Here is a 13,656-nt window from a genome sequence, read left to right on the forward strand (position 1 = left end):
GCACCGGCCGCATTGATGGCAAAGGTGCCGTAGGTCCCGGCGGTTGCGGCCTGAGCGACGAAGGTCGCAGGACTGTCGACATCGGAGATGGTCAGCGTGCCGGAAGTGCTGATCGCCGCTGCGGTATTGGCTTCCGTCAGGTTGACCGATGCGGAGGAGAGAACCGCCGCATCATTGGTGCCAGTAATATTGACGACGATATTGTAGCTCGCGCTTCCGTCCGCAGATTTTACCGTCAGAGTGTCGGTTACATGCTGGCCTTGGGTCAGCGGGTCGGCGAGAGTCTGGTTGAGCGTATAGGCCCACACGCCAGTTGTCGTGTCGAAGGCGAAGGTGCCATAGGTGCCCTGCAGGCTGGGGGGAGCCTGGAAATGATTCTGGCCGACATCGGGGTCGGTGATGATCAGCTGTCCGTGCGCGTTAGGGTCATTCAGCGTGCCATTGGCGACGCCGCCGGCCTCCACCACAGTCAGGTCGGCGCCGGGAACGGCGGTTATGATCGCGCCGTCATTGGTACCTTGAATGTTGACCGAAACGCTGGCCCAGCTCAGCGTTCCGCCGCCGAGCTTGATCGCATAGGTGAAGGTTTCGTTGATCTGATCGCCCGCGCCCATGGCCTGCAGGCTCGAGAAGCCATGCGCCGCCAGATACCCACTAAGGTCCATCTCGACCTTGCCGTTGTTGATGCGGATGGAAACCCCGCCGCCGATGCTTTCCCAAGCGGAGACGCCAGTCACCAGAACATCCTGAGTCGTCAGGTCGATCGGCGCGTATTGTTTCGTGGCCGTCGGTGCGGAAACCCCGTCGTCCACCGAGAAGAGGGACTTTGCGTTTCCACCCTGATCGTTGGCCATCACATCGAGAACTATGATGGTTTGCGAACCTGAAGCGAGGACGACCGTATCCTCGGTGAGGTTGAAAATGTCATCCTTCGCCTGCGGTGTATTGGAGAACGACGTCGTTGTGCCGCCGGCACCGGTGACCTGAGTAGCCATTTTCAACCCCCCTTATTTGTATAAAAACAGATGCCCAACCATCTGCTTCATTGACAGTACTGAACGGCCGGCTGCTTCCAGCCGAAGAACAGTCGTGCGAATCCGGGCAGGTAATGAATTGTCGCCGTCATCCAGACACACCGCCGCGCTTAGAACAGCCGCCTAAGCTGGCTATTCCCGGACGGATATTGGCTCGATGCTGGTCGGCCCGACGACACTGGTCGTCGCGCTGCGTTCCCTACCCAAATTACATCGTCCAACTCGTGGTTATTGGCCACGAACTTTAGATGCCCCTTATATTAGGAGATTATTAACTCTTCTTACGGGGAAGGGTCAACATCCAACTTGGCGGAACAGTTAATAGTTGAACATAGGGGCCACAGCCGCCCGGATCGGGCGGCGGAGATCGATCGAGCGCACGCCGGATACAAGCCTGGCGGGGTGGAACGTGGAGGAGCGTGATGAGAACCCGCCTGCGCCCGGAAGTTTCATGCTCTTACCCACGGACATCGCTCCAAGGATGACGAGGCGCGGAACAGATCCGCCTTTGGGCACACCGTTCTACGCTGTGCCTCTCTCTTTTTGAGAGGTCTTTGTTTTGAGAGGTCTTTGATTCATAAGAGCCATGGGTGCAGATCGGGCTTGCCTGATCTGATATGGAGAAGGCGAGTTCAGCGAAAGTGAGATACGGACACGAAAACAATTTTCGATAGCGAAAGTCGTCACCGAAACTACGCTACCGCCGCGTTTCCATCCTTCATTCCCACTCGATTGTTCACGGCTCTGTTAACGCATTGAATTTACTTAAGAAAATGTTTTTGAGCCCGAATACTACCGACCTGCGGGCCGTCAAATAGCTACGCTTTTGATTTCGTTGGAGAATTTCTCGTGACGTCCATCGGCGCAAGAACCGCCCGTCAAAACGAACCAACGACAAGGTCGATCTGAAACGGAGGACCATGGTCCACTCATCACGACGACAAGCCATCTAGCTCGACCGCCTCCGTTCCTTCAAGGGCAAGTGATCGCGCATTTCACCGGAGGGAAGGATCGAGAGGCAACCCGACGTTGCTCGCTAATAACCCCAGCAAGAGGATTCTCATGTCGCACCCGATCGGATGATCGCGGAGTTCACGAAGGCGCTGACGACGCATTATGTCGATTGCGGATCATTCGTGCGCTTACTCATGACATCAAGCCGGGAGCGCTTCTTTCGACCCTTCGCGATCATCGACTTGATCTGGCCCAAAGCAGACCTTGACTAGCCATGCTGCATAGCGTTCAGCGCCATTGACGTTGCCACGCTTTGCCGAAGCGGCTGCAATGCGCTAGCCTGCAAACATGCGAAGTCGCTGATAGATCATTTCGCTGAGGGGGCGAAAATTCATGGAGATGCAGCAGGTCCGCTATTTCCTGGCCCTGTCCAGCACGCTTAATTTCACCAGAGCAGCCGAAGAGTGCAACGTTACCCAACCTGCGCTCACGCGTGCCATCAAGACGCTGGAGGAGGAGTTGGGAGGCGAACTCCTCCGGCGCGAGCGCCAGCATTCGCACCTTACCGAACTCGGTCGGCGCATGCTTCCCCTGCTGCAGCAATGCTACGATGCCGCCACTTCCGCCAAGTCACTCGCCAAGGCCGTGCAAAGCAGCGACGTGGCGCCTCTTAACGTCACGATTTCCAACAGTGTCAACATTGCGCTTCTGGTGTCGCCCTTTACGGAGCTTTTCCGGGCCTATCCCGGGGTGCATCTCAAGATCAACCGGGGCTCGCCGACCGCTGTCGTCGAGGCCCTCAAGAGCGGCGAGGTCGAGCTCGCCGTTGCCGGGCCCCTGGGCCAGGCCTGGGACCGGCTCGACACATGGCCGCTTTTCCAGGAGGGCATTGAACTCGTCGTCAATTCGGATCATCCGCTTGCCCGTCGCAACGAGGCAGATGTCGCACTGAGCCAGCTGGTCGGGGAGCCCGTGCTCAGCCGGATCGATTGGGAAACCAGCGAGGAACTGTCCCGCTGCCTCGCCGCGAAGGGCCTGACGCCTCGCACCGCCCATGAAGTCGAAACGGACCACGATCTGCTGGCATTGCTGGAGGCCAACGCCGGTGTGGGCTTCGTCTCCGTGACGGCGCCACGGACGCCGAATATCCGCAGGCTCAAGCTGCGGGACGTCGATATCTCTCGGGTCGTCGCCGTCTACGCGGTCGCCGGCCGACATCGCTCGCCCGTGGCCACGACGCTGCTCAACCTGCTGCGGTCGACCGACTGGTCTTCTTTCGGCGTCAGCGAGCCCGCTTGAGCGCCGCGATCAGGTCGTCGATGTCCATCCGCCGACGGTAGTCGGGATCGACGAAACGATCCGTGATGATCCCGTCGGTTCCAACTATGAAGGTAGCGGGGATCGGCAGGAACCAACTGGCATTGCCCTGGTAGTTTGGAAGATCATAGGCAACACCCATCAACCGCTCCATCTCGGCCCCGATCCAGATCGCAAGGTTGAGGGACAGGGCGTAGCCATTGTCCATATCCGTCAGGAAGGGGAACGTGGCCCCGACCGCAGCCTTCATCGCCTTCGCGAATCTGCGTCGCTCGGGCATGATCGCGACGACCTGGCCGCCCAGCGCTGCAATCTCCTGCTGAGCCTCGACGATGCCAATCGCATTCAAGCGGCAATAGGGGCACCAATGCCCGCGCTGAAAGGTGACGACAGCGGGGCCTTGTAGAAGGATCTCAGCCAAGCTAACCAGTCTGCCCTCGTCGTCAGGCAGCAGGAACCCGGGCATGACATCGCCAGGAACCGGCGCCATAGCTCCAGCCCCCTGTTGTTCCAATCGTCCCACAAGACGGTCCACCGCGTCGGCGAAATCCGCGTTCAAGCGGCGCACCGCCGCGGCAATCACCGCCAGCCGCTCGTTCAGGGACGCATCGAGTTCAATGGCAGCCTGGACGGACTGTTCAAATGTCATTGCCTCGTCGTCGGCGGCCATTTCTGCACTTTCATGGACTGCGTGCACCCTACCATTGAAGCCCCTCGGTGAGGGCTATGCTTTCCTTGCATCGTTTCGATGCCCAAGATGCATCGGAAGGTGCCGGGTTCGTATTCTGTTCGCAGCCTCGTCTCGGTTCGTTACATCATGTTCCTGATATCCGACGAGAAGGTCGGGAAGCCGTAGACCGTGTCGGATAATTGCGATGCCGTGATGCCGTGTTTCATGGCAAGTGCGAACAGATGGATCAGCTCTTCCCCGACATGACCCACGATGTGAGCGCCAACGATCCTGTCGGTGGTCTCCTCGACGATGATCTTCGACCACGACACTGTCTCGCCATAGGTCCTCGCGGACAGCCAGCCACGCATGTCGTTGACATGGACCTTTACGCCAAACCCTTGCTCCTTCGCCTTGGCCTCGGTCAGCCCGACGCCGGCCAAGGCGGGGACTTTGTAGAGCGCGGATGGTATCTGGCCATAGGTTGGCCGGTGTCTCGGTCCGTCGACGATATTGCGGCCAACGATACCACCCTCGTAAGTCGCGACAGGTGAAAGCTGCGGAGAATTCCACACCGCGTCGCCGCAGACATAGACGTCAGGGTTCGACCGCGAGCGCAGATGATCGTCGATCTCGATGYGGCCTTCACGATGCACGATGACGCCGGCGCCAAGATCGAGCCGCTCGACATTGGCCACGCGTCCGGCGCAATTCACAACTCTGTCCGCGTCCACGGTGCATTCCGCGCCATCGGCGACAAAGGCGACGCGCAACCGTCCGTCGATCTTCTCGATCGTCCTGACCCAGGCCAAGGTGCGGACATGCATGCCTATTCGTTTGCTTTCGCCAAGGATCCGAGCGACGGCATCGGCATCGAATGCCGCCAGCAGATGCGGCAGCGCCTCCAGAGTGGTCACATCAACACCGGCGCGCGCATAGACCTGGCCCAGTTCGAAAGCGATGACACCGCCGCCAATGAAGACAACAGCTCCGGGCAGCTCCGGGTCGCCTAGAACATCGTCCGAGGTCGTCAAATGCTCGGCGCCCGGGATAGGCAGCGAGCGCGGCTTCGAACCGGTAGCGATGACGATGTTCCTCGCCTCCAGTTTTCGTCCATCGACACGGATGGCGTTGCCGCCAATGAAGGCGGCCTCGCCGAAGATAACGTCGACGCCACGTCTGGCCATCAATCGCGACAGCCGGGACGGAATGTCCCTGATAATGTCCTTTTCCCGTTCAATCAGGGCTCGCCAGTCAAGCCTCGGCGCACCGACAGTGATCGCATGCTTATCGGCTCGTTCGATCTCATCCAGCGCATGGGACGCGGCGACGAGCACTTTCTTTGGCGTGCAGCCGCGGTTGGGGCATGTGCCGCCGAGGTCGCGGGCTTCGATCATGGCGACGGAGAGACCTGCAGCACGCGTCGCCACCGTCGCCCCCATTCCGGCATTGCCGCCGCCAAGGATCACCACATCATACTTTTCCATCGCACCGCCTCCGCCGTGCTAGTGAAGCTTGATCCGAGGCCTGGCGCGCCTGGCTATCGTCTCGCCGATCGCAGCCAGAGCGGTCCTGGCAAGGCCATGCACAGCCCTGAGATGCATCTTGTGGAGCGAGCGATAGACGACCCTTGCAAGCAGGCCTTCGATCTTCAGCCCGCCTATCAGGCTGCCGAACGCACCGTAGTCGGCCAGCGAGACAAGCGAACCATAGTCACGGTAGCGGAATGCCGGCACGGCCTGTCCCGCGAGACGCGCGGCAACCACCCTCACCAGATGATCGGCCTGCTGGTGAGCTGTCTGGGCGCGCGGCGGCAGGGCGTTGTCATGACCCGGCAGGACGCAGTTCGCGCAATCCCCGATCGCGAACACATTCTCGTCTCCGACAGCCCGCAAGGTCTCGTCCACCATCAGGCGGTTGATGCGATCTGTCTGAAGACCATCGAGCCCTTTCAGGAAATCCGGCGCCTTGATCCCGGCCGCCCAGACGACGAGCTCCGCCGGCACGAACAGTTTCCCACCGAGCCTGATGCCGTCTTCCCTCACCTCGCTGACTCTGATGCCGCACCGTATCTGGACGCCGAGCTTGACGAGCAAACGTGCGGAAGCCCGCGCGATGTGCTCCGGCAGGGCCGGAAGGATCCGTGGCCCCGCTTCAACGATGGTGATGCGGATCAGTCTCTCGAAGTCGATGTTGTCGAGATTGTGCGATGCAATCTCACGCATCGATTTGTGCAGTTCCGCGGCCAGTTCCACGCCGGTGGCCCCGGCGCCGACGATGACGCAATGGAGCTGGCCGGGCGAAAGCTGCTCATATTGAGCGTTGGCACGCAGGCACGCGTCTATCATGCGTTTGTTGAAACGGGCGGCCTGCTCCGCCGTATCGAGCGAAATGGCGTGGCGCGCGGCGCCCGCCGTGCCGAAATCGTTGCTGACGCTGCCGACAGCCATGACCAGCGTTTCGTAGCCCAGCACGCGCGGTGGGATAACCTGCCGGCCGTCATCGTCGAAGCTGGGCGCAACAAAGACCTGGCGTTTGGCACGGTCGATTCCGACGACCTCGCCAATGCGGTACCGGTAGCCGTGCCGGCTGGCATGGGCGATGTACTCGACAGCGTCATGCGATGCGTTCAGCGCGCCGGATGCCACCTCATGCAGCAACGGCTTCCAGATATGGGTGCGGTTGCGGTCGACGAGCGTGACGGAAAGCCGCCGCTTGCCGAACTTGCGGCCGAGACGCGCCGCCAGTCCCAGCCCGCCCGCGCCGCCGCCGACGATGACCACGCGATGCAGCGACGTGTCCGCATGGGAAGGCGTCTCTGGAATGGCGCGGAAAAGAGCCGCGTCGTTGGCAAGCACCGCCTCGGGGACGAGCCGCATGCCGGGCGTGATGATCTGCATCGATATTCTCCATCGTTTCCGAGGCGTTGGACCGTCATTCCTGCGATTCGTGGATCACGATGCCTTGCAGCATGTCGACCTCGCACTCCCACGGCTTTTCCGAGAGCACGCGCTGGCCATGTTCGTATCCCGCCTGCCAGCGCGTTCTGATTCCGGCGCGCGTGAAGTCGATGTCCTTGGTGTGGTCCTCGCCATCCAGGCGTGGCGAAAGCAGCCGAACGAGATGCATGACAGAGGGACAGCCGTAGGATGCGAGTTCCCTGAACATCGGATCATCACGACGTTCCTCGGGAACCAGCTTTCCCATTTCGCGCACGACGTGGCGCAGGCGATGCAGTTGCTCCTGGCGGGCAACGTGGCTTCGGCCGCGGCTGGCGTATTGGAGATCCTTCTGCCGTCCCATGACCTGCCAGATAGATTTCGGCTCCGTCGCGCGCGGCTGCCACATGTTGACGGCAAAGATCAGCGCGTCGCGCCGCGGACGCTCGTCCAGCACCACCTCGATGGGCGTGTTCGAATAGATGCCGCCATCCCAGTAGGGCTCGCCGTCGATGCAGACTGCCGGGAAGGCCGGCGGCAAGGCGCCCGACGCCATGATGTGCGCCGCCGACAACGGCATAAGGCTGCTATCGAAATACTTGAGCTCGCTGGTGTTGACGTTGACCGCACCGACCGTCAGCCGCGTATGGCGCTGGTTGAGGCAATCGAAATCGATCAGGTTTTCCAGGGTCCGCCTGAGAGGATCCGTGGTGTAGTAGGAGGCATTCTCCACACCCACTTCGCGATTGACCCCGAACATGGCGCTTGGGTTCGGTTCGAAGAACCCCGGTATGCCGCGCATCACCGTGCCCATATTGGCAAAGATGTTGCTCGGAACCATCATCCGGAAGAACTCGTCGAGCGGGCTGCTGCGGCTGACGCCGTCCCAGAACTCGCGCAGCCTCGGCAGGCGGTCCTGCGGTTCATTTCCGGCGATCAGTGCCGCGTTGATGGCGCCGATCGACGTGCCGATGACCCAGTCGGGTTCGACCCCGCCCTCGACGAGGGCCTGGTAGACGCCCGCCTGATAGGCGCCGAGGGCGCCTCCGCCCTGCAGCACCAATACGGTCTGTCGCTTGGCCGAACCGTCGGCCATTAGGACGGCCTCAGGCACGGGTTCCGACGTCGAGGGATTTCGAGAGATCTTGTTCATGGCGTTTGCGTTCCTCCTTGCCGGTTTCAGTGGGCGGTCCAGCCGCCTTCGATCGGCATGATGGCGCCGGTGATCGAGGCCGCATCGTCCGAGGCCAGGAACAGGCAGAGCGACGCAACCTGCTCGACCGTCACGAACTGCTTGGTCGGCTGTGCGGCCAGGAGCACATCCTTGATCACCTGCTGTTCGGTGATCCCGCGCGCCCTGGCCGTGTCCGGTATCTGCTTTTCCACCAGCGGGGTGAGCACATATCCGGGGCAGACCGCGTTGACCGTGATCCCCTGCTCTGCCACTTCCAGTGCCACCGTCTTGGTCAGGCCGGCGACGCCGTGCTTGGCGGCGACATAGGCGGATTTGTATGGCGAGGCGACGAGGGCGTGGGCCGAGGCGACATTGATGATGCGGCCCCATTTGCGCTGCTTCATCGCCTGCAGGGCGCGCCGGATCGTGTAGAACGACGACATCAGATCGATCGCCACGACGGCCTCCCACTTCTCGATCGGGAACTCGTCGATCGGCGCCACATGCTGGATGCCGGCATTGTTGACCAGGATGTCGATGGCCCCGAACTCGGCGATGGCCTTGTCCATCATGGCGGTGATCGCGCCGCCCTTGCTCATGTCCGCATTGTCGTAATGAACGATCACCTCGTTGTCGGCGGCCAGCCTCGCCCGCAGCCGTTCGATCTCTTCGGCATCGCCGAAGCCGTTGAGAACGATGTTGCAACCCCTGGCCGCGAAGGCTTCGGCAATGCCTTGGCCGATGCCGCTGGTCGAGCCTGTTATCAGCGCCGTCTTTCCTCTGAGCATCGTCGTTTCCTTGTGTTGAAGTCCGGCAGAACCACTCTGCATCCGCTGCGGGCAACGGGTTTGCGCGCCCAGGTCAGAAATCCTGATCAAGTATGGCGAGCAGCCCGAAGCAGCGGAAATGCCGTTGAGACATGGATTCGATAGCCGACGGTCTGACCGATGCGACGGCGATGTAGACCTGCAGGCCGGGTTGTTTGACGTTGGGGCAGCTAGTAAGATTGGGCCGCAACACGGGCCGTGCCGTATGCTCGCCCGTTGAGGGAGTTGCCGTGGAGATCAGCCAGGTCAGATATTTCTTGGCCGTTGCCAAGGAGCTGAATTTCACCAGGGCTGCCGAGCAGTGCAACGTCACGCAGCCGGCGCTGTCGCGCGCAATCAAGCTGCTCGAAGATGAATTTGGCGGGGCGCTTTTCCACCGCGAGCGGCGCTTCACCCACCTGACCGAGCTGGGGCGCTTGGTCGAGACCTATCTCGAGGGTGTTTTCGAGAACTCGCGCCAGGCAAAGCAGATTGCCGAGCAGTATGTGCATCTGAAAAAGACGCCGCTCAGGGTTGGCATCATGAGCACGATCGCACCGGATGAGATCATCGAGCTCATCTCGTCCGTCCGCACCCATCACCCGGGCGTAGAGCTGCATCTTTGCGATGCCGACGCGCCGAGCTTGCGCCGACGACTTCTGGAGGGTGATCTCGAAGCCGCTATCTACGCATTGCCGTCGAACATACCCGACGAAGAAGTGCACTCATTGCCGCTTTTCCGCGAGCAGATGGTGATGGCCGTCCATCTGACCCACCGCCTCGCCAACCAGCGTAGCGTGCAAGTGAAAGACATGAGCAATGAAAGCTACATACACCGCAACAATTGTGAATTTGCCGGCTATGCCGATGCCATCCTCGCCGAACAGGGCGTCACCGTCAGCCCGGTCTACTGGAGCGATCGTGACGACTGGACGCTGGCGATGATCGCCGCCGGGCTTGGCTTCGGTTTCATGCCCGAACATACCGCCAAGCACCCGGGCGTGGTGCCCTTGCCGATCACCGACCCGGAATTCTGGCGCGAGGTCAATCTCGTCACCGTGCGTGGCCGCCGGCATTCGCCGGCGGTTGGCGCCCTGGTGCGCGAGGCCACGCAGAAGCGGTGGTTCGGCGAACGGGCGAAGGCGTTATCCGCGGCCGAGTAGCCTCGTCGCGTGAGGCAGGCTGCCTCGCATGCACGGGCGGCGGATCTCCTTCACCTCATCCGCACTCAGTTCTTTTTGATCGTCGAGGTCACGGACTGGATGACTTCGGTCGCCATCTTGAACTGGGCCTCGCGGTCGGTGATGCCATGCCGCTTGGCGATCCAGGCAAAATCACTGTAGGCGGCATAAACCGTTCCATCCGCGGTCTGGTAGACCAGGACGCGGACGGGCCAGTCGAGACCGGCCTCGGGATTGGAGGTGATGAAGGTCGTGCCGAGCGCCGGATTGCCGAACATCACCAGCCGCGACGGCTTCACGTCGTTGCCAGCGTCCTTGCCGAGCTTTGCCTGGTCGATGACGCCGAAGAACTTGATGCCCTTCTTGAAGACATCCTTCTTGATGCGGGCGACGGTCTCCGCGACGGAGTAGTCGCTCTTTACGGTGACGACACCATCCGAAGCGGCCGCCGGGACGACGACGGCCATCAGCACGGCGGCGCCGGCAATCATGGTCTTCACGTAGCTGTTCATGTCAGTCTCCTTTGTTGGATTTGCCTGGTTTGGTCTTCAAATCTCAGGTCTTTGGCGTTTGCAGCACGCGCGCCACCGCGATGGCGCAAGCCAGGACCGCGGCGAGCACGGCCACACATGCGGTCCAGCCGATCCGGTCGTAGACCTGTCCGATGACAAAGCTGCCGGCGAGCCCGCCCGCATAGTAGGAGGCGAGATAGATGCCGCTCGCGGCGGCGCGATCGTGCGACGCGGTCCGGCTGACATGCCCGGTGGCGATTGCCTGCGCCAGGAAGGTGCCGATGGCGACCAGCGCCATTCCTGAAAGCACCACCGGCAGGCTGCTCGCCAGAAGCAGGAGCAAACCCAGGATGGCCAACGCAAGTGTTGCCCCGATCCCGATCCTTGGCCCGAGCCTCGCGGCAACCCGCCCGGCGAGCGGGGTGGTCAGCATGGAGGGCAGGAAGACGAAATACACCAGTCCGAGCGCCATCGGCGACAGCGAAAGCGGCGCGGCGACGAGCTGGAAGTTCACATAAGTGAAGGTGCCGATGAAGACGAAGAGTATCAGAAAGCCGATGGTGAAACAGGCACGCAGCTCGATGTTCATCAAGGGCCCTTTCCAGGCGGTGCGGGCCGGCTCGCTCCTGGCGTCAGCGCGCATCATTGCCGATGTCTTCTGCAGGGTGAGCCAGACAAGGGCCGCGCCGATCAGATTGAGAGCGGCGAATGTCAGGAAGTTGGTGGATATGCCAAACGTGTCGGCGACGGCGGCCGACATCAGCCGTCCGAAGAAATTGCTGGCGACGTTGCCGGTCACATAGGCCGCAAGTGCGCCGGTCGTCTGCCGCGCGGAAAAATGCTCGGCGAGATAGGCCATTGTCAGGGTGAACGCGGTCGACATGCACAAGCCCTGGACGACGCGCAGCAGGGCAAAGATCACGATGCTGTTGGTGAGCGACAAAAGCGTTGTCGGTATCGCCAGCACCGCAAGGCTGATCCAGATGCCATTGCGGCGATCGATACCGCGCCCGAAAAGAGCCACGGCAATGCCGGCCACCGCCATGCCGAACGTGCTGGCATTGACGGCGAAGCCCGTGGTCGCTCGACTGACGCCGAATTTGATCACCAGCGAAGGCAGGATGGCCTGGGTGGCGAACAGATCGACAAGCGTCAGAAACGCGATCAGCGCTATCAGGCCGAACCGCCAGCTGTCCGCGGCAACCATGCGAAGCCGCGCTGGTCCAGTGTGTTCGCTTGTCGTCATGGCAGGAAGCTCCCGTTGCGCACGTCCCCGGGCGATCACCCGAGGACGCGCTTTCAGATGCCGGTCATGAAAAGATCGCTCGAGAACGACGTTCACATCATGTGATCGTCGTGCATCGCAGGCGGCAGAACGTCGGCGGAATAAAGCACGGCCGGAACCTTGCCGTTGTTCTTCCACCAATGGGCGAGTTGGCCGAATTCGGCCGTCACGTCGCCGGCCGTATGTTCGATGCCGACCTTGCAGGTGCTGCGGTATTCGGTGATCGAGCCCTCGACGATCAGGATATTGGCGGGGCGGACATTGTGCTCATGCCACGGAACGACGCCGCCGGGCTGAACGACGAGCTTGCGCAGGCGCAGCATGTTGCCTTTCCAGGCGTCGCCCTTGCTGCTCAGATCGATCGCCGAGAGAACCGTGTCGACAACGCCGACCGGCTTGCTGGGATGCTCCTGGATGTCTGTCGTGGCCGCCTGGCCGGCAGGGCAGTCGCCGGCAAAAGCCGGGGCCACGGACAACGCAGCGGTCGCGGTAAGCAGTCCGAGTGTCAGCGCCAGATTCAGCGACGCCCGCGATGCAATAGTCTTGGAAGCCATGTTATTTCTCCTTTGTCAGTGCCCAATCGCACAGGCGGGGCATGGGAGGAGAGTGACGGCAGCCTCGAAGAAAGAGAAATGCTGACTGGCTCTTAAATCGATACCTGAAAACTATGGTGGGACATCACGACGCGCGAAAGTGCGCGCGAGATTCTGTCGCGCAACGCAGGAGTTTATTTGATTTTTATTCAGGCCGCGGTCTTGCGGATTGCTTGAGCCAGGGCACTCTCCGGCCAGCCATGCGCCTTGACGCTGTTGACGAAGGCAGATGCCGCCGGCGAGAATCTGCGCCCCGCCACGACCACCAGAGACACTTCCCGCCAGACCTCCGGATCGATGACAGGCCGGACCTGCAAGCCCGGGATCACAGCGCTGAACTCGGGGATGAAGCAAATCCCGAGACCTCCTGAAACCATGTTCTGGATCCAGTCCTCACGCTCGCTTGCATAGGAGATCCTGAGCTTGACGCCACGGTCGTTGCACAGACCTGCGAGATGATCGCGATACTCGCAGTTCAGCCGCCTCAGGTAATTCTCGCCGTCGAGTTCGGAGATGGCGACATTGTCGTTGCGGGCCAGCCTATGGCCGTTTGGAAAGGCCAGGACGAAGCGCTCGCGATAGAGCGGCGTGACATCGAACCGTTCCGGAAAACTGTCGCTTGACGCCATAATGGCGACGTCGATTTCACCGGATTCGAGCAGTTGCGAAAGCGAGGCGGGCACACCTTCCACCAGCTGCAACTGGATGCCTTGCTGGCGCCTGTTGAAATCGGCCAGCAGGCCGGTGAAGCGGCGCGGACCGATGGTGCACATGACGCCAACCTTGAGGTTGGCATTTTCCAAGCACAGGAATCTCGATGCCTCCTGCCGCACTCCGGTCAGTTCGTCGAGGATCTGCTGAAACCGGGGGCGCAGCAGCGCGCCCAGGTCGGTCAGGTGTGTCAGGTTTCGTTCGCGGCGAAACAGCAGGCCGCCGACCTCCTCCTCGAGCTGCTGGATAGCGCGCGACAGCGCCGGCTGAGTGACGTTGCACTTTTCGCCGGCGCGCGTGAAGTTTCGCGTCTCGCACACGGCCAGGAAGTAGCGGATGTGATGAATGTCCATGCCGATTTGTCCCGAATTGCAAACGAGGCCTTCGTAGCTTCGGAGCGTGCAGCAAAGCTTGTCCCGGCGCCAATGCACTGCCGCTATAAAGTCGATAGCGGTCCGTCATGGGACGACAATCGCGCGT

12 protein-coding genes are annotated in these 13,656 nt (G+C 61.4%); 2 read left to right on the top strand and 10 right to left on the bottom strand.

Annotation, left to right across the window (positions count from 1 at the left end; genetic code table 11):
• Positions 1-995: VCBS domain-containing protein (locus tag AC1DPX_RS21635; protein ID WP_477239453.1), on the bottom strand; the 995-nt coding region annotated here is incomplete at its 3' end.
• A 1,386-nt stretch (positions 996-2,381) separates the two neighbouring features.
• Between AC1DPX_RS21635 and AC1DPX_RS21640 the strand changes: the two genes are divergently transcribed.
• Positions 2,382-3,287, top strand: coding sequence for a LysR substrate-binding domain-containing protein (locus AC1DPX_RS21640; RefSeq protein WP_477239455.1), 906 nt, complete (start codon positions 2,382-2,384; stop codon positions 3,285-3,287).
• On the opposite strand, the gene AC1DPX_RS21645 is transcribed toward AC1DPX_RS21640, so the two are convergent.
• The 5 genes from AC1DPX_RS21645 to AC1DPX_RS21665 all read right to left on the bottom strand — a co-directional run bounded on the left by AC1DPX_RS21645 (position 3,271) and on the right by AC1DPX_RS21665 (position 8,876).
• Positions 3,271-3,975, bottom strand: a complete 705-nt coding sequence (locus tag AC1DPX_RS21645; RefSeq protein ID WP_477239457.1) for a peroxiredoxin-like family protein — start codon at positions 3,973-3,975, stop codon at positions 3,271-3,273. The two genes, AC1DPX_RS21640 and AC1DPX_RS21645, sit on opposite strands and share 17 nt — an antisense overlap.
• A gap of 140 nt (positions 3,976-4,115) precedes the next feature.
• A complete protein-coding gene (locus AC1DPX_RS21650) occupies positions 4,116-5,462 on the bottom strand; it encodes a dihydrolipoyl dehydrogenase family protein (RefSeq protein WP_477239458.1) in 1,347 nt (448 codons plus the stop codon).
• A gap of 18 nt (positions 5,463-5,480) precedes the next feature.
• Positions 5,481-6,875 (bottom strand): NAD(P)/FAD-dependent oxidoreductase, encoded by a 1,395-nt coding sequence (locus AC1DPX_RS21655; protein WP_477239460.1) that lies wholly within the window; start codon positions 6,873-6,875, stop codon positions 5,481-5,483.
• Between the two features lie 34 nt (positions 6,876-6,909).
• Complete coding sequence (locus AC1DPX_RS21660; protein ID WP_477239462.1) at positions 6,910-8,067, bottom strand: patatin-like phospholipase family protein; 1,158 nt, start codon at positions 8,065-8,067, stop codon at positions 6,910-6,912.
• Positions 8,068-8,093: 26 nt separating this feature from the next.
• Positions 8,094-8,876: a 3-hydroxybutyrate dehydrogenase gene (locus tag AC1DPX_RS21665; RefSeq protein WP_477239464.1), complete on the bottom strand. Its 783-nt coding sequence runs from the start codon at positions 8,874-8,876 to the stop codon at positions 8,094-8,096.
• 218 nt (positions 8,877-9,094) lie between these two features.
• On the opposite strand from AC1DPX_RS21665, the gene AC1DPX_RS21670 reads away from it, so the two are divergent.
• A complete protein-coding gene (locus tag AC1DPX_RS21670; protein ID WP_477239466.1) occupies positions 9,095-10,057 on the top strand; it encodes a LysR family transcriptional regulator in 963 nt (320 codons plus the stop codon).
• 65 nt (positions 10,058-10,122) lie between these two features.
• Here the strand turns inward: AC1DPX_RS21670 and AC1DPX_RS21675 are convergent, their stop codons facing one another.
• The 4 genes from AC1DPX_RS21675 to AC1DPX_RS21690 all read right to left on the bottom strand — a co-directional run bounded on the left by AC1DPX_RS21675 (position 10,123) and on the right by AC1DPX_RS21690 (position 13,529).
• Positions 10,123-10,587 (bottom strand): DUF302 domain-containing protein, encoded by a 465-nt coding sequence (locus AC1DPX_RS21675; RefSeq protein ID WP_202355691.1) that lies wholly within the window; start codon positions 10,585-10,587, stop codon positions 10,123-10,125.
• 43 nt (positions 10,588-10,630) lie between these two features.
• On the bottom strand, positions 10,631-11,833 hold the full coding sequence (locus AC1DPX_RS21680) for an MFS transporter (RefSeq protein WP_202355692.1): 1,203 nt from the start codon (positions 11,831-11,833) through the stop codon (positions 10,631-10,633).
• 92 nt (positions 11,834-11,925) lie between these two features.
• Positions 11,926-12,426 carry a cupin domain-containing protein gene (locus tag AC1DPX_RS21685; protein ID WP_477239468.1) on the bottom strand — a complete coding sequence of 167 codons (501 nt, stop codon included), beginning with the start codon at positions 12,424-12,426 and terminating at the stop codon, positions 11,926-11,928.
• A 188-nt stretch (positions 12,427-12,614) separates the two neighbouring features.
• On the bottom strand, positions 12,615-13,529 hold the full coding sequence (locus AC1DPX_RS21690; RefSeq protein ID WP_202355694.1) for a LysR family transcriptional regulator: 915 nt from the start codon (positions 13,527-13,529) through the stop codon (positions 12,615-12,617).
• Positions 13,530-13,656 lie beyond the last annotated feature (127 nt).

The sequence above is a fragment of the Mesorhizobium sp. 01N446 genome (assembly GCF_056399285.1).